The organism is Aestuariibacter sp. GS-14 (assembly GCF_006494365.1).
GTDB classification, from domain to species: Bacteria; Pseudomonadota; Gammaproteobacteria; order Enterobacterales; family Alteromonadaceae; genus Alteromonas; species Alteromonas mangrovi.
In genome coordinates, this window is sequence record NZ_VHIP01000002.1 from 311,923 (window position 1) to 328,838 (window position 16,916).

12 protein-coding genes and 1 pseudogene are annotated in these 16,916 nt (G+C 46.0%); 9 read left to right on the forward strand and 4 right to left on the reverse strand.

Going from position 1 to position 16,916, the window contains the following annotated elements; genetic code table 11:
• From FJ444_RS04470 to FJ444_RS04485, 4 genes are all read right to left on the reverse strand, one after another.
• The gene (locus FJ444_RS04470) at positions 1 to 2,205 is read right to left on the reverse strand and encodes a TonB-dependent receptor (protein WP_140956723.1); all 2,205 of its coding nucleotides are present in this window, start codon (positions 2,203 to 2,205) and stop codon (positions 1 to 3) included.
• Positions 2,206 to 2,290: 85 nt separating this feature from the next.
• A complete protein-coding gene (locus FJ444_RS04475; protein WP_140956724.1) occupies positions 2,291 to 3,379 on the reverse strand; it encodes a nuclear transport factor 2 family protein in 1,089 nt (362 codons plus the stop codon).
• 44 nt (positions 3,380 to 3,423) lie between these two features.
• Positions 3,424 to 4,260, reverse strand: a complete 837-nt coding sequence (locus FJ444_RS04480; RefSeq protein ID WP_140956725.1) for a nuclear transport factor 2 family protein — start codon at positions 4,258 to 4,260, stop codon at positions 3,424 to 3,426.
• Between the two features lie 164 nt (positions 4,261 to 4,424).
• Positions 4,425 to 5,453, reverse strand: a complete 1,029-nt coding sequence (locus FJ444_RS04485) for a LacI family DNA-binding transcriptional regulator (RefSeq protein ID WP_140956726.1) — start codon at positions 5,451 to 5,453, stop codon at positions 4,425 to 4,427.
• A gap of 242 nt (positions 5,454 to 5,695) precedes the next feature.
• Between FJ444_RS04485 and FJ444_RS04490 the strand changes: the two genes are divergently transcribed.
• From FJ444_RS04490 to FJ444_RS04525, 9 genes and pseudogenes are all read left to right on the forward strand, one after another.
• Positions 5,696 to 6,898 (forward strand): MFS transporter, encoded by a 1,203-nt coding sequence (locus tag FJ444_RS04490; RefSeq protein ID WP_140956727.1) that lies wholly within the window; start codon positions 5,696 to 5,698, stop codon positions 6,896 to 6,898.
• Positions 6,899 to 7,164: 266 nt separating this feature from the next.
• Positions 7,165 to 9,576 carry a TonB-dependent receptor gene (locus tag FJ444_RS04495; protein WP_140956728.1) on the forward strand — a complete coding sequence of 804 codons (2,412 nt, stop codon included), beginning with the start codon at positions 7,165 to 7,167 and terminating at the stop codon, positions 9,574 to 9,576.
• Between the two features lie 16 nt (positions 9,577 to 9,592).
• Positions 9,593 to 10,522, forward strand: a complete 930-nt coding sequence (locus FJ444_RS04500; protein WP_219993873.1) for a nuclear transport factor 2 family protein — start codon at positions 9,593 to 9,595, stop codon at positions 10,520 to 10,522.
• A 73-nt stretch (positions 10,523 to 10,595) separates the two neighbouring features.
• Complete coding sequence (locus FJ444_RS04505) at positions 10,596 to 12,095, forward strand: ATP-binding protein (protein ID WP_140956729.1); 1,500 nt, start codon at positions 10,596 to 10,598, stop codon at positions 12,093 to 12,095.
• A complete protein-coding gene (locus FJ444_RS04510) occupies positions 12,092 to 12,790 on the forward strand; it encodes a response regulator (protein ID WP_140956730.1) in 699 nt (232 codons plus the stop codon). Before FJ444_RS04505 ends, FJ444_RS04510 begins: the two co-directional genes overlap by 4 nt.
• A 255-nt stretch (positions 12,791 to 13,045) precedes the next feature.
• Positions 13,046 to 14,200, forward strand: a complete 1,155-nt coding sequence (locus FJ444_RS04515) for a S9 family peptidase (RefSeq protein WP_140956731.1) — start codon at positions 13,046 to 13,048, stop codon at positions 14,198 to 14,200.
• Positions 14,201 to 14,489: 289 nt separating this feature from the next.
• Entirely contained in the window at positions 14,490 to 15,422 is a 933-nt protein-coding gene (locus FJ444_RS04520; RefSeq protein ID WP_140956732.1) for a VOC family protein, read from the forward strand.
• Positions 15,423 to 15,460: 38 nt separating this feature from the next.
• Positions 15,461 to 15,697: pseudogene (locus tag FJ444_RS21770) on the forward strand (Rieske (2Fe-2S) protein); the annotation flags it as partial.
• Positions 15,698 to 15,787: 90 nt separating this feature from the next.
• Entirely contained in the window at positions 15,788 to 16,915 is a 1,128-nt protein-coding gene (locus FJ444_RS04525) for an FAD-dependent oxidoreductase (RefSeq protein WP_255438996.1), read from the forward strand.
• The last annotated feature ends 1 nt before the right edge of the window (position 16,916 follow it).

Genomic DNA, 16,916 nt, shown 5'->3' on the forward strand with positions numbered 1-16,916 from the left:
TCAGAATCGATAGTTAACGTTAACTCCAACTGTTCTGGGCGCGGTTATAAAGCGTCGGTAAGCCGGGAACACATACGTGGTCTGTGCTTCGTCTTCTATATTTCTTACCCACAACCCCAAACTCCAGTCATCAAAAGACTCATATCGGATACTGGCATCGGTGCGGGTAAAACTGTCCTGGTGTGCGCCCGGCAGGTAATACTCCAGAGAAGTGAAGTAATCGCTGGAATAATTGGTGGTAACGCTGGCAAATAAAATCCCTTCCTTGAATTCCCAGTTATGCTCGTACCCAAACATAGCGGTGAATGAAGGCGCATTGACCATTTCCCTGCCTTCTAATTGATAAGGGCCACCTGCAACAAATGGGTTCACCGGCAATTCCGTTTCGCCGTACTCGGTTTGTAACGTTGTTGCAGAAGACGTTATCTTGCCACTGTCTGATACCAGCCATTCCAGCGTGACTTCCGCTCCATAGATAGTGCTATCCCCGGCATTGAGCGTATAAGGAAATACAGATACCTCACCGGTGTCGGCTACCGGTATCGATTGTAAAGATGGCACATGATAATTTTTATAGTCGTAGTAAAACACTGCGGCATTAAGCTGCATATTATTGTTTAATAATGTGTTTTTAGAGCCAATCTCATAGCTAATCAATTCTTCGGCGGCAAATACAGTGATAGGAATAGTGGTATTAACACCACCTTGCTTAAAGCCTGAAGCAGCATGGGCATACAGTAACTGATCCTTTGATAAATCAAACTCGATACCAAGTTTCCAGGTCACTGAATCGTCTTCAGTGGATTGCGCCTGAGTATCAACCAGATCGCCAGCAGGAGAGAATAGCTCGTAAGCAGTCTCACGCGTGTCATTGCTCAACCGCAATCCTGCAGTTAACCGCAATTGATCAGAAACAGGGTAGGTCGCCTGACCAAAAATAGCTTTGGTTTTACTCGGGGCAAATGCCTGGTTATACAGATAGGTTCCATCAGATAAATCCAGTTCCTGGCCATCGCCTCCAATGTCTCCCTGACTGCTCAGATAATAAAGTCCAACCATCCAGACAAAAGGCGCATCAACAGGAGAGTTGAATCGCAACTCTGTCGTTTTGTATGTGGCATTACCCGTGCCTTCTAAATAACACTCGGAAGTGCCGCAACCGAAAAACACGTCCGGATCGGTAATACCAAACAGGTGGCTGGACCGTTCGAGGTTTTCATGATCTGAATAAGCCGTAAGTAAACTGATACTCGCCCAATCCAGATCGGTAGAAAGGTCGAGTGACAAGGTTTCTGACTTTCTTTTCATAAAACCAGGAGGATGGTACTTATCATTTTCCCAGGGATTTGAATCATCATTCACTGCCCAGCCATCCGGTGCAAAGGCACCTAAAAACGGTGGGAATGTGAGATTACCCTGCCACCCTTGTACGGGTACGGTATTGGCTGCATTACCTTCAAATTCTGAAATTTCATACTTGAGTAATGCACGTAATTCATCACTGGGCTGGTAGAGCATTTTGACCCGGGCGCCCCAACTGTTGTCTTCCATACTGCCATCACTGATATAGCCATCCCTGTCGCTGTTGAAGGCTGCTGCCCGGAAAGCGAACTCGTCTCCTATGGGCAGGTTAACCGCGCCTTCTAAGCGACGCAGGTTAAAGTTTCCGGCCTGAGCGGTAACATAACCCTCAATATCACCCAACTCAGGATCACGGGTGATAACGTTCATAGAGCCGCCTGAAGCATTTCGTCCGTATAACGTACCCTGAGGACCACGCAGAACTTCAATGCGGGATATATCGTAGGTACCAGACTGAACTGATTCTGTTCGTCCGGTGTAAACACCATCGATCAGCGTTGCCACAGCGGGGTCGGCAAAGGCTGGGTCTACCTGTGAACCCACGCCACGGATAAATACCTGTGCCCCCTGGGCGATACCCTGTACTTTCACACCTGGAACACCTTCAATGGCTTCGTCGTATGAGGTACTGCCCTGATTGATTATATCGTTGCCGCTGATAGCGGTAATTGCGATAGCAGTATCATTAATACTTTGTACGCGTTTTTGCGCCGTTACTTCAATTACTTCCAGAGACGTCTCTTTATTTTCCTGCGGTTCAGCTGCAGATTGGGCGCTTGATAACGGACTAAATGCCGCAAGCATGCCAAGGGTTAATAGTGAAGGCGTAAATCGGATATTCATGGATACATCCTGTAGGGATAAATATTTAAATTTCGGAAACTCCTCTCACTGCATATCAATGCGCAGTGAGAAGATACTCATGTTTTTAATAACTAAACGTTTCATCAAATGTGTAATAGGGCTGCGGGATCTTCGGATAGATAATCGAAGGTCTTTCCGGGCTATAAGCCGGATAAGAGTATTCTGGCGACGAAAATCCCGGTGGCATTTCACCGGCTCGTTCTCCAGCCTGAACCATGCCTTTTTTGTCAAAATCGAGCCATTTATCGTCAAGTTTAGGAGTGAAGTCGTAGGCCATCTGAAGATGCCAGATCTTCCATACACCATTTTCTTTTACAAAGTCAGCTGCGTATTTTTCCCAGAAGAAAGTGCCATTCACCTTGACTTTCTGACCGTCTATTTCTGTCATTAATCCCATGCCTGGCGAGTACCAAATCCCTTTGGCGGTTTTTCCGTCTCCAGCCACTTCAATAACGGGAGTGGTATTGGTATGCATTGCCCACTCGTGGCCGGCCCCCAGATTTTCTTCAGTAACCTCTATATCCGGATTTACTTTTGCCAGATTTTCCAGGGCTTTCTGGCGGTTCTGTTGATTCACTTTTCCATAGGCATTTTTGATGGTTTCAAACCCATTCATTACCCAGATTGGACTGGAAAATCTGGCTGTAGTGGCGTTTGGACCGTGTTCATCCACCCAGATTGCCGCCATTTCTTCCAGGTTCACTCCCGCAGCGTGATAATACGCATGTTTACTCATTACATTCTGCACTTCCCACATGGCAAGCGCTCGTTCAGCAGCTTCGATGCGTGGGCGAGTATCCATTTTGGCACCCATTTCACGATCAAATTGCTTGAACTCCGCCAGGGTTAATTTGCCATCGCCATTGATATCTATACCACCGGGAGCCGGAGCGCTATCATAATCGGCCTGAGTAACGTAACCGCGGCCTCTCTCAAACATGTTAAAAGAAGAGGCTGGCGCGCCTGCGCGTTCCCATTCAGTACGCGACATTTTGCCATCACCATTGGTATCTACACTGGCTGTTACTGCTGAAAAATCAGGATTTGGGCCACTGCTTTGTGGCGGCGGAGGAGGGGTCTGCGCAGTGCTTGATGCGCAAGCGCTTATTACCAGGGTGAAGGCGATTAAACTAGAGAGTTTAGTGCGTTTCATAAGGCTTTATCCTTTTTTATTCTATCTTGTTGGGTACAGAAAAATTACCGACAATCTGCGTATTCGAAGGTGTCGCTAAACGTTGAGTAAGGTTCTGGCAGACGAGGAGTCAGGTGCTGTCGTCTGGTCGGGCTGTATTCTGAGTACAGCACTTTGCTGATGGTTGGGGGCGGTATTACAAGCCCTTCTGCACCTGGACCAGGGCCCATTTGCTGAGCACCACCTTCACTGCCTACCGCAGCAATATTGCTGTTGCTTTGTGGCAATCCCTGTCCCAATGGTGCCGCCCAGTCAGTGGCTACCTGAATGTGCAGGAACCGCCATTCTCCATCTTCTTTAATTAAATCAACGAAGTACTTTTCCCACATATGCATGCCCTGGGCTGTCAGGCCATCGGTGCTTGCCAGAATAACGCCCGGTGTATACCAGAAGGCTTTGGCGGATTCTCCGTCGTCGGCCACTTCAATGATGGGGGTGGTAAGCAAATGCCATACGTTGTTACCAATATAGCGGTTAGTTTTCAGATCGTTATCAATAGCTGGGTTGCTCTCGCTCATCAGCTTTAACTGCGCCGCCTGCATTTGGTAATTCACATCAACGTAGTACGTTTTGATTGTCTCTCGACCAATCCAGCATCCCTGATTTTGTGCCCAGCGAATATCATCCCGTTTTGACCAGAGTTCAAATTCAAGTTCATTGTGACCAATAGAATGGTACATGGCGCGTCTGGCCATCAGGTTTTGTATGTCGTTGATTGATTTTGCTTTTTGAATTTCTTTCTGGAGCACTTCCCATTGTTGTGAAGACTGAGGCTTGCAAGCCGACAGGCAGAGACTACTCATGACAGAGAAAAATATTGTGTAGCGTAGTTTGGCTTTCATCTCTCAATTTTCTCCTAAATAACCTGTGTGGGAGCGCTCCCATAAAGGCGTGGAATTGAAACTGAGACTAATTTTAACGATTAATCTTTTTTTTAGAAATTATTGATACAAATGTGATACATCTGGTTAACAAATAATGGGCGCTGAGCCAATGGCGATGCGGCTTAGTCTGTTACAGGAAGGGTAGATTGACGGATAATAAGTTCGCCTGAAATGAATTCCGGCTGGTTATCAAGAGGCTCGCCATTGAGTGCAGAAAGGATATAACTGAGCATTCTGTCAATGATGTCATCAAGCGGATGGGCAAAAGAGGTTAGCTCAATACCGGGCCAGGATCCAATGGCAACATTATCGAAGCCAATGATGGAAATATCCTTGCCAGGACGACGCTGAAACTCCCGTTCACTCACCTGTAAACAGGCCAAAGCCATATGATCATTGATGGCAAAAATCGCATCAGTTTTGGGATAATGGGTTAAAATATCCCTTGTCGCCTGCATTGCGCCTTCAAAGGTATAATAACCGCAACGCTGAATTACCGGGATATTATTCGCTTCCTCACAGGCCTTTGAAAAAGCAGCTGACCGGCGTTTACTGGCGGAACTGTCTTCAATCCCGGTTATAAGCCCAATTTGTTGGTGTCCAATGCGCAAACATAACCGGGCAATTTCCAAAGCACCTGCAATGTCATCGGTACTAATACACTTGATGTCTCTTTCAGTGGAAATGTTATTAAACATGATGGTTGGAATACCGGCGTCAATACAACCCTGTGCAATCACATCAGCTCGATTTGATGAAGCAAAAATAACGGCATCCAGACTGTAATTCATAATTTCTTCGAGGGTCGGGTCTCGCTTTCTCTCCCCATGGGTAATAAATAAAACCAACCGGAAACCGGCATCAGCAAATTTATCTGATAGCTTTTGGACAAATTCGGGATAGAGCTGGTTATCAAGGTAAGTGATAGCGACGCCAATCAGATAAGAGCGCTGCATGATCATAGACCGGGCAATGGGGTTTGGCCGGTAATGCAGGGTTTTAGCCGCTTCTATTATCCGATCTTTTACTTCTGGTGCTACCACGCCGCCATTGAAAACTCTTGACACTGTTGATTTTGATGTGCCGGCCAGTTTTGCAACATCGCTGCCTGTGGGTCGTCGTTGCTGAGTGTTCTTTTTATCTTTATGCATAGTTAACAGCTTCCTGAACGGTATTCACTCAATAGAATAATACTTTTACTACCTTAAAATATTCGCTTCATTGATAAGCTTTATCCACACAAGCAATTTGTGCTCTTACTTGCTCTCTCTAAACTGGCGAAACTCGTCCTTTTGTTAATTATTCGAAAATAATTGGTTAAGGACTTAATTGTAAATCAAAGTGGGAGCGCTCCCAATGTGCTTTTTAACATATTTTTTCAGGTTTTATAGTTATGTCTGTTAATAAAAATGCCGGAACCCTTCAAGGGATAGTACTTATATTGCCTATTACGTTAACCGTTATGGGCGCGGTGTTGCTGGCCCCGATAATGCCTATGCTGATGGAAGCCTTTGGGCACATAGAACACGCTAATTATTTGGTGCCGATTTTAATCTCTATACCCGCCTTGTGTATTGCAATTGGGGCACCTTTCGCTGGCTTTATTGCTGACCGGGTAGGGCGACGCCGGCTATTGATCTGGTCGATTGGCATTTATACCGTTTGTGGTGTTCTGCCGTTAGTCATTGACAGTTACCTGCCATTGTTGTTATCGCGAATTGGGGTGGGGATTTGTGAAGCGATACTCATTACCTGTAGTACGACGTTAATTGGCGATTATTTTAGTGGTGAGCAACGGGATAAATGGCTGGGAAGTCAAACAGCCCTGGCGTCACTGAGTGCCATGTGTTTATTTCCGTTGGCCGGATTTCTTGGTGCAAATTATGGTTGGCAAGGACCCTTTGCTATCTATGGATTAGGCTTTGTCATGATGGCGGGTGTGGTCATCTTTACGTGGGAAGTGAGTAAAGAAGAAGGTATTCAGCACGATAAAGTGGATGAAAGCATTGACGCCACTGATGCCCAATTCCCGTGGGCTCATATGAGTAAAGTCTGCTTGTTCACTTTGGTAGGGGGCGTGATGTTTTATATTCTGCAATTTCAGTTAAGTACTGCCCTGGCAACCTTTGATATGGCAGATCCAGGCAAAGCCGGCTGGATGCTTTCACTCGCTAGTATTGGTGTGCCAATTGGTGCTATTGCCTACCGCTATGCACACCACTTACTGAGTCTGCGCAATCTGGTGATCCTGGAATTTGCCCTGATGGCGATTGGATTCTGGGGGATGGCGGGTTCAACCAGTGCGGAAATGCTGGTGTTCACCGGATTAATTAATCAGTTCGGTGCAGGGATGATATTACCAACTATGCTGACCTGGGCGGTGTCTCCTTTATCATTCAGCGTTCGGGGGCGTGGTACAGGAGTATGGCAATCGACATTTGCCATAGGTCAGTTTGCCTCCACATTATTTTTTGCCTTTGCATTGAGTCAGGTCGGACAGGATAACTTTATGGATACGTTTAAGGTGTTTTCTGTCACTGCTTTGATAATGTGTATTTTTGCAGTAATTCTTATCCAATCTAAAATTTCGAAATAGTTAACAATTTAAAATTTTCCATGGCTAACCTTATAAATAGGTTAGCTTTTTTTATTACCTTGAAGGTTAAATAAATGTAAATTTTCTTTATTCTGCACATTTTCTTCACAATCTTCTTTTATCGTACTTTCTATAGTGATGTTCACTATGAGTAAACAGTAAGGGTTAACCGGGTTCAGTTTTTGGATGATTCATCTGCCGGTAAGCACCATTACTAAAGGTAAGACTCAGCCATCATGTTAATGATGTACCGATAAGAGATTATAATGAAAATGATACATTCAGGACGCACATTCAAACCCACTCGTATGGCGTTAGCCGTTACGGTCGCTTTTTCAACTCTGGGTGATCCAGTGTTGGCCCAAGACACTCAAGTGCCTGCCATTATTGACGAAAATGGTATCGAAATTATTGAGGTTACTTCACAAAAACGCACTCAGACATTGCAGGAACTGGCTGTTTCTGCGGCTGTTATTACCCCCGAACAACTTAATGCTAAAGGTATTACCCAGGTACAGGATGCCCTTGAAACCGTTCCAGGTGTGAAAATTCAGAATATAGCCGGAACAGGTGCTGGGCGTGTGTTCATCCGAGGCATTGGCACCTCTTCGGGTGATGAATTTGATGCTGTTATCGCTAATGGTGTTTCGTTAAACCTCGATGGCATAAATTCCAATAATGCCAGTAATTTACTGAGTAGCATGTTTGATGTTGAACGTGTCGAGGTACTCAAAGGACCTCAGGGTACCTTATATGGTTCCAGTGCTCTGGGTGGGGTAGTTAATGTGATAACTGCGAAGCCTTCAGTGGATGAATTTAGCGGTAGAGTCAGAGTACAGGCCGGCAACTATAATCAACGTATTTATCAGGGGATGGTAAACATTCCAATCAATGATAGCGTTGCTTTCAGACTGACTGCAACCGACGATTCCAGGGATGGTTACACGGATGCACCGGCAGGCATCAAAGACTGGGCAAGTGTGGCTGCCAATGCTGACTTTCCATTTACGGATTTTCCTTTGTTTCTGGTTGAAGCCGTGGGAGGTGGCGATTTAAACGCCAAGTTTGGTAATTATGGTGCGGCAGAAAACACCGGTTATCGCGGCAAATTGTTGATTGAGCCATCGGACGATTTTTCCTTCTTGTTAACTTACGACTACCAGGAACAAGCTGGAACAAGTCCGGTGTGGCTTAATCCCGAAGACGTTAAAAATGGCGATTTAATTTGTTGTCAATTGGGAGCGAGCGCGCCACCTCCGTTTGCAACACCAGCCTGGTATGAGCGACGGTACTTTTATCGTGAAAGTGACACAGTTTCGGCAGAATTAAACTACCGGTTTACTGGCTTTGCTGATTTAAATGTCACTTATTCTACCAATACAATCAAAGATAAAGGTCAGGAGTTGACAGCATTACAGCTGGCAACTAATGATGTTTCTGAACAAACCCAGGACACCTATGAAGTGCGTCTGAACTCCCTGCCACAAAGCGAGTTAATATGGGTGGCAGGTGTTTATTTTCAGGACACGGATCGCAAATGGGCGCTGAATCCTTCCGATTTTGAACCCAGTCCGATTGATGGGAGTTATGCTTTTCAACGTTTGAGCAAGCCGTTTGAAAATGCCAATATTTACGGTCAGGTAACCTATCCTCTACAAGAGAATTTGCGACTGACCGCCGGCATGCGTTACTCACGCACAACCGACGATTTAGTTTATACCTTGTATAAATCGGCCACACCCTGTACCGCCGACGACATGGGTACGCCGGACCCAATGGATGACATTTTATGTCCTTCCTATGATACCGTTGTAGAAAGCAACGAATTTGGTGTTGAAACACAAACTCAAACACGTACCACCTGGAAACTCGGTGTGGAATATGACATGGATAATGACCAGATGGTCTATGCGCATGTTGCCACTGGGTTTAAATCTGGTGGATTACAATTCCGCAATGAATCAGTGAGTATTGACGTTGCCGAACCTCTTACATTGGGGACTTATGCGCCCGAAACGTCTGTTTCTTATGAAGTTGGGTCTAAAAACCGCTTCCTGAACAATACCTTGCAGTTAAATGCGGCCGCTTTTTATACGTTGTGGGATAACATGCAGTTGAATTCCCTAACGTGTAAAGTGGCCGGCTGTAATCTATTTGGCACAAATCAGTCATATGCGGTTTGGTATAACGCTGGAGAAAGTACTCAGTATGGTCTGGAATTCGACTCGATTTGGTTACCCCATGACAACGGCCGGGTTACTGCCTCACTGTCGTTAATGAAAGGTGAGTATGGTGAAACTGATTATGCCTGGTCAGCGCCTGGATTCGAAGGCATTGTCAATCTGGATGGCAATGAAATGGCGAATACACCTGCGTATGCTGGAAACGTAGCGTATAGCCATTATTTCTCTTTCAGTAATGGTAATTTAGTCACGCTGACCTTCGAGCAGGAGTTCAGTGCCGCTTATGAAACCACTCACGAATACTTTTTCGCGGGTCACCGACAGCCTTCCTATCGTCGGACCAATCTATCGTTAACCTACGAGAGTGAAGATCTCACGGTTAATATTTTTGCTCGTAATTTAGAAAACGAGTTAACCATCCAAAGTGTTTTCCCATTCGGTGTACAAGGCAGTGAGCCAAGAACCTTTGGCGCTTCATTAGCTTATCAATTTTAATTATTAAGGAATTATCATGATATTACGCAAACGATTACCGGCGGCTGCATTGGCTGTAGCACTTTTGAGTACCGGAATGCTGGGTCTGTCTGTCGGAGAGGTAATGGCAAAAGAGCGTCCTGTTATCAGTAAAGGCGATCATGCTTATATCGCTCTGCAGGTACAAAACGCGATGAGTCGCCATGCCTATTATCACGCGGCAGGTATGAATCTTGAGGAAGTGGATCATCTTTGGGTGAGCCGTACTGGTCCTAATGCCAAAACAGCTACTTTTGCCAGTCCAATATGGGTAATGTCCGGGATTGAAACAGTTCGCAATGCCTATGGCAAAGAGAACCAGGCTAACCGTGAAAAAGCGCTAAAAGCGATTCAGAAGGTAGTGCCTGATTTAAAGTTTGAGGAAGCCAATCTTGGCGCTGGTCACGAGTGGGCTATGCATACCAACACCACGCCCATCATCGAAGTGGCAGGAGATGGTAAAACGGCAAAAGGCGTTTGGTATTCACCGGGTATGGGACTGATGGCCAGTGTTCAGGGCGATGATGCTCCGATAAACAGTGTATTCTTTTGGGAAAAGTATGCAGGTGACTTCATTCTTGAAGATGGAAAGTGGAAAATCTGGCATTTGCAAATGGCTTATGATTTTACACCTGGACTCCCCAAAGAAATGACCGATGCGTTTGCGCTGATTAATGGTGAACTGGATGCTGCGGAAGAATCCGGCCCTATGCGAGAGGCAGGTGAGAGAATGGCAAGTCTGCCACCCGGTTTTCTGAAACCAGCCTATTCCTATCCGATTTATTCACCGGCCCGGCCGGGTCTGATTTATCCCAGACTTCCAGAGCCTTACTACACGTTTTCTGAAACGTTTTCCTATTGTAACTGTGATGAAACAAGCCGACCGGACAACTCAGCTACTATGGGAATTGTAGCGTTAAAAGATTAACCCCCGAAGCCTCTGCAGAACTGAGTTTTGCAGAGGTTTTATCTGAATACGGGTAATAAGAGCTTGATTTATTGTGAAATTTGTCAATAGTAATATGCAGAATCAGAGCAACAGATTAATCAATAAATTGCTAAAAGCTGCCCTTGATAAATACGTTAAATTCAAACATTCCCTTCGACTCGGTGTAGGAGGTAAGTTAACTGCCGCAATGGCCTTTATTGGGTTGTTGTCGGTGATCCTTGCTGGCATAGCCACGCGCATTACGTTTGAACGGGGATTTACCGACTACCTGAATGAGCGGGGAATTCAGCAAATGGATTCTATTGAGCCTAAGTTGACAGAACGCTTTCAGACCGAAGGCAGCTGGCAGTTTTTGCTTCGTTCGCCGATTGAATGGTTTAATATAATTGGCTATCCCGCGAACAATTCGGATGTACCGCCCATCGGTACGCCCATTCCAATTAATCAAACTCATCTGGACGAGAGTGGATCGGGTTTGCGACTTGCGCTATTTGACAAAGAAGGCAAATTTATTATTGGCTTTCTGGAGAATCGCGACAGTGCAGTGCGCCGCGCCATTAAAATTGATAATGAGGTGGTCGGTTGGCTGACTTATACTCCAAGTGAGAGCATAGTCAGTCAGGCTGAACTGGCGTTTAAACAGCGCCAGGATCGCTCGATTTTTATTATTGGCCTGATTAGCGTGTTTATTGCTGCGGCGGTGGCAATGTTGATCAGCAGAAGATTGATTAGCAGTTTAAAACCAATCCGACAGGTGGTTGCGGAACTGGCCAGCGGCAATTTGCAAGCCCGGCTCAACCTGCAATCAGATGATGAAATTGGTGATTTAAGTGCAGATATAAATCATCTGGCTAATGCATTGGATAAAAATGAACGTGTGCGGCGAAACTTAATGGCCGATCTTTCTCACGAGCTGCGAACGCCTATTGCGATATTGCAGGCAGAGCTGGAAGCGATGCGTGATGGGATAAGAACCCTGAGTCAGGATTCGCTGCGGTCCTTATATGCAGAAGTGCGAACCTTAAGTGTGCTGGTAGACGATGTTTATGAGGTAACGTCCAGTGATGTAGGTGCATTAAATTATAGAATGCAGTCTGTTGATGTGCTGGATGTGCTTGAATATACCCTCCATGCTTTTGAAAAACGTCGTCAGCAACGAGAGATTACGCTGCGTTATACCTCAGCTGGATCCGAAGGTTTGATTAATGGTGATGAGGGTCGATTAAACCAACTCTTTAATAATCTCATCGAAAATTCAATGCGTTATACCTATGCTGGTGGAGAGCTGAAGATTCAGACCTACATCAGAGATCGCGTGATAGAAATTATTTTCTGGGATTCAGAACCTGGTATAGAAGGGACTACGTATGAGGCCATCTTTGAACGCAGTTTTCAGGGACGTCAGCGACTCGATACTGGTCGAAAAGGAAACGGGTTAGGCCTGACGATTTGCCAGAATATTATTGATGCCCACCGGGGCGAAATTAGTGCAGGGCCCTCTCCTTTGGGAGGGCTGTGTATCAATATAAAGTTACCCAGGATAGACCTATGACATTCCATTCTGTGTCAGAAAATCAGGCAGCGACGATTTTACTGGTTGAGGATGAAATAAAACTCGCTAATGTGGTAAAGGAATATCTTCAATCTGACGGGCATAATGTTATCGCCGTTACTGAGGGGCATTCGGCCATTACAATTGCAAAATCGTCGCAGCCAGCCGTTATATTGCTGGACCTTAATTTACCTGATTTAGACGGGGTTGAAGTTTGTAAGCAAATCAGGGAGTTCAGTTATGCTCCCATTATTATGTTAACGGCGCGCACCGAAGAATTGGACCGAGTCCTTGGGCTCGATGCGGGCGCCGATGATTATATCTGTAAACCCTTTAGTCCCAAAGAATTGCTAGCAAGGGTAAGGGCTATATTACGTCGTATTCAGCAGCCAAAAGACCAGCCTCTAGTGCCTGGATTGCAAATTGATGAAGCTGCCTATGTCGCCAGATATAAGGGCGAATCATTGCAGTTAACGCCGGCTGAGTTTCGTTTATTGCATACCTTAATGAGCACACCGGGAAGAGTATTCTCGCGTACTCAGTTACTTGACCTATTGCACGATGATTACCGGGATATTACCGATCGGGCTATCGATAGTCATATCCGAAATTTGCGGGCAAAACTCAGACAAGCATACGAAGGTGAAGAACTCATTCGTTCTGTTTATGGGGTCGGGTATAAATTCGAATATTAAAATTATGCAGCTAACGGGAGTATTAAAAGATCCTGGCCATAATTTTCTTTCTGTTTGATTTAACAGTAACGATACCGCATTGCTTATATAACGCTGTTAAGCAGGCAAATAGACTCTATTGATATTTCAAATTTTCAATTAATTAACAAAATGATTACTCTCAAAAAATCATTCTAAATTAATTATCGGCATCGAATTCTAAGCGCTTTGCTGCTTAAGTCTGATGCCACAAACATGAATACCATGGAGTCTGTAATGTTCGAACCATTTCCCGGGAATTATGTCTGGAACCTTCAAGTTAATCTGGCACTGATATGTGGTGGTAATCATGGCGAAATTGACGAAGCCTGTCGTCCAATCAAAGAAGCCGCCGCCAATGGAGAGGATGCCGGTACCGCTTTATTGTTTGACAGCTGGATAGCGGTGGCCAAACAAGTTGAAGAGAATGCCCGCCAGGATGAAGAATCGGGCTATTTGCTTTCTGCCGGCACTAAATATGCCCGCGCGTCCGGATATTACCTCTCCGCTGAACGCATGCAGTCGAGAGACTATGCGCCGCGCTGGGAGGCTTATGACAAAGGTCTTGAATTATATCGCAAGCATGTTGAATGTAGCGGGTTACATGTGGATTTCGTTGAGATCCCTTTTGAAGATACCACCTATCCGGCGATTTTTGTTCATGATGGCAGTGGCATTAAACGTCCGGCACTGGTTTCCTGTAATGGCCTGGACAGTATGAAAGAACAGGTCAATATGGCTGGACATGGCAAGTCCAACCTGGATCGTGGAATGTATACTTTGTTCGTCGACCAGCCTGGTACAGGTGAAGCACTGCGTAAGCGCGGGCTGACTGCCGTGTATGACACGGAGCGCTGGGCAACACCAGCCTATGAATACCTGGCTTCCCGCGCCGATGTGGACGAAAACAAAATCGGTATGTTCGGGTTATCCCTTGGTGGCTATTACGCCCCGCGTGCTGCTGCCAATGAGCCTCGTTTTGCCCTGTGCGCCGTCATGGGGGCAAATCACGTATGGGGGCAACGTCAGAAAGAACGTATGGAGCGAGAAGGGGAAAACCCGGTTCCCCATTATTGGGATCATGTGCTGTGGGTATGGGGCTTCGACAATTTAGATGACTTTATGGCTTATATGCCTAACGTTACGCTGGACGGTCAGATTGAAAAACTAACCATGCCATTTTTAGTTACCCATGGTGAAGGTGATCGTCAAATTCCAGTGGCAAATGCCTACCGTTCTTACGAACAGGCCGTTAACAGCAGTCAGCGTCATCTGCGCGTCTTTACCAAAAAAGACTTCGAAATTGAGCATTGTGGCGCCGACAACGGTACTGCAATGAGGGATTACATCGCAGACTGGTGCGCAGAGACATTCGCAAAAATGGACAAATAGACAATGATTTGCCTGTAGATTATGGGGCGCAAAAGCGCCTCATTTTCTTTTATTTTGTTACATGAATAATGACTCATTGATCTGTGTCAAATATGTTAATTATGCAGGTTTTTAAATTCCGTTTTTGCGGTGTTTTATTTTAATTAAGTTAATGATTTTGTTTTGTTTTTGTGCGGATTTTGATGTTTATTGGTAATGTAAATAAAGTGTATCTGCGCAAACAATTTCTAGCCTCATAGGCTTCTGTTTAGACTGGCAAAATGTAGAAAATAACAAGAGTAACGCGAATATGAATATTCTAGGACCTGATGAACTGGTATTTGGTGTCGATGATGTCGAGGCCTGTTGCCAGTATCTGACCGACTACGGTTTACTGCCTGTGAATAAAAATGACAACGGTGGTCGTTTTGAAGGTCTTGATGGTACGGCGATTGTGATTAAACATCGCGATGATGACAGTTTACCTGCGGCACTTCCAACCGGATCTATGCTGCGTGAAACGGTGTACGGTGTTGCTGACAAAATGACGTTGGATGCCATCGAAACCGAATTGAGTAAAGATCGGAACGTTAGTAAAGATGCGTCCGGGAAGCTGACTACGGTAGACGATAGCGGTTTTGCATTAGGTTTTCAGGTGTCTTGCAGAAAACCGTTTGAAGGTAAAAACGAGCAGGTGAATTCGCCAGGGTTTGAGGCTTTACGCGGCCCTAATCAAATTGGTGCCGATACCTCTTATGACATCGTGCCCGCATCTTTATCTCACGTGGTGTACTTTGTGCCGGATGGCAAAAAAGCCGAGTCATTTTATATCGACAGGCTGGGTTTTAAAGTAGTGGACAGGTTTACACAGTTGGGGCCGTTTCTGCGTCCTGCTGGCACGCTTGATCACCACACCTTGTTCTTAATTGAAACCCCGCCGCATATGCAAGGCTGTGAACACTTTACATTTCATCTGGCTGGGCCAAATGAATTATTGCTGGCAGGCAAGCGTTTCCAGGATAAAGGCTACGAAAGCTTTTGGGGGCCAGGTCGCCATATCTTTGGTTCCAATTACTTCTGGTATTTCAACAGTCCTATGGGTGTTCACGTGGAATATGATGCCGATATGGATTTACACGATGACAGTTGGACGCCTCGCGAAGCAATGGCATCGGCGGATGCATCGCAAATTTTCAATTTTACACTGGCGGCCAATTGGATGCCGGGAGGCGATCCTCATTGAGTGAGGGGGTTTGTCTTGGGGCGTTGTCAGCAATTCCCTTGGGAGAGTCTAAAGGCTATCGCCCACATAATGAGCCACAGGACCGGTTATTCGTTATACGGCTAAGCGTCAACACCGTTGTAGCGTACCGCAATTCTTGCCCACACCTGGGATACGAATCCGCGCCAATGGCCTGGAGACGGGACCGGTACCTGGATGGCAGTAAGCAATTAATAAAATGCGGTTCTCATGGCGCGTTATTTACCCTGAAAGAGGGGAAATGCATTAAAGGACCCTGCGAAGGCCAACATCTTAGCGCAGAGAAGGTTACCGTTGATAAAAACGGCAACCTTATATGGTGGCCACACACTGAAGAGAGCAACGTTATGAGCGAATCTGTTAAAAAAATCCTGATTGTCGGCGGCGGCTTTACCGGGATGTCGGCCGCTATTTTGCTTCAACAGCAAGGGGTTGAAGTGCATTTGGTGGAACTGGATAAAAACTGGCGTACCGACGGAGCTGGGATTACGGTTAGTGGTCCATCGCTGCGTGCAATCGAGCAGATTGGCGTGCTGGATGAGTTCAAGCAATATGGTGCGATTTGTCAGAACGTCGATATGTTTACCTCGAATGGCACGCATTTGCGGCAAATTCCTACCCCGGCCGTCCCAGGTAGCTCCATTGTTGGCGGTGGTGGAATTATGCGTCCGGTGTTGGCAAAAATTCTTGCCGAACGGACAAAAGAGGCCGGGGTAAAAGTGCTGCTTGGTCATACATACGACACCCTTGAAGACAAAGGCGATCGGGTTGAGGTCACTTTTACTAACGGTGAATCGGACAGCTACGATATGGTGGCAGCCGCAGATGGTGTGTTTTCGAAAACCCGCCAATTGATTTTTCCTGACGCGCCAACCCCACAATATACCGGACAGGTGGTTTGGCGGGCCGTGGTAGAGCGCCATGGCCTTGAGCGTCCGGCGTTATTTTATGGTCCGAACGGAAAATTAGGATTTACCCCTGTGTCTGCTACGCATATGTATCTCAACTACACTGAGCAGCAACCGAAGAAAATACGTATGGCCGATGATCAACTGTTGCCACATTTGAAAGGGTTAATTGCTGAATTTACCGCGCCTGTTATTGAAAAAGTAAAAGCTGAATTAAACGAAAACTCCAGTATTCTGGCCCGGCCGTTGGAAGGCATGATCATGGAACGCCCCTGGTCAAAAGGCCGAGTATTACTGATGGGGGATGCCGTGCATGCCACCACGCCGCATCTTGCATCCGGGGCGGGTATGGGTCATGAAGATGCAGTGGTACTGGCTGATGAAGTCAAAGCCGGAGGAACGGTTGAGGACATATTGAAGCGCTTTGAAGACCGTCGCTGGACCCGTTGTAGTCTGATTGTGAGTAACTCTAAACGCCTGGGTGAAATAGAGCAAACCGGCGGTTCCAAAGTGGAGCATATGCAAATAATGGCACTTTCCATGAGTGCGTTGATGGCACCAATCTGAC

What these genes read in the sequence shown, in the direction of transcription:
- FJ444_RS04495 (WP_140956728.1), top strand. Translation starts at nt 7,165, where the DNA reads ATGAAAATGATACATTCAGGACGCACATTCAAACCCACTCGTATGGCG.
- FJ444_RS04475 (WP_140956724.1), bottom strand. Translation starts at nt 3,379, where the DNA reads ATGAAACGCACTAAACTCTCTAGTTTAATCGCCTTCACCCTGGTAATA.
- FJ444_RS04500 (WP_219993873.1), top strand. Translation starts at nt 9,593, where the DNA reads ATGATATTACGCAAACGATTACCGGCGGCTGCATTGGCTGTAGCACTT.
- FJ444_RS04515 (WP_140956731.1), top strand. Translation starts at nt 13,046, where the DNA reads ATGTTCGAACCATTTCCCGGGAATTATGTCTGGAACCTTCAAGTTAAT.
- FJ444_RS04490 (WP_140956727.1), top strand. Translation starts at nt 5,696, where the DNA reads ATGTCTGTTAATAAAAATGCCGGAACCCTTCAAGGGATAGTACTTATA.
- FJ444_RS04520 (WP_140956732.1), top strand. Translation starts at nt 14,490, where the DNA reads ATGAATATTCTAGGACCTGATGAACTGGTATTTGGTGTCGATGATGTC.
- FJ444_RS04485 (WP_140956726.1), bottom strand. Translation starts at nt 5,453, where the DNA reads ATGCATAAAGATAAAAAGAACACTCAGCAACGACGACCCACAGGCAGC.
- FJ444_RS04480 (WP_140956725.1), bottom strand. Translation starts at nt 4,260, where the DNA reads ATGAAAGCCAAACTACGCTACACAATATTTTTCTCTGTCATGAGTAGT.
- FJ444_RS04470 (WP_140956723.1), bottom strand. Translation starts at nt 2,205, where the DNA reads ATGAATATCCGATTTACGCCTTCACTATTAACCCTTGGCATGCTTGCG.
- FJ444_RS04525 (WP_255438996.1), top strand. Translation starts at nt 15,788, where the DNA reads ATGAGCGAATCTGTTAAAAAAATCCTGATTGTCGGCGGCGGCTTTACC.
- FJ444_RS04510 (WP_140956730.1), top strand. Translation starts at nt 12,092, where the DNA reads ATGACATTCCATTCTGTGTCAGAAAATCAGGCAGCGACGATTTTACTG.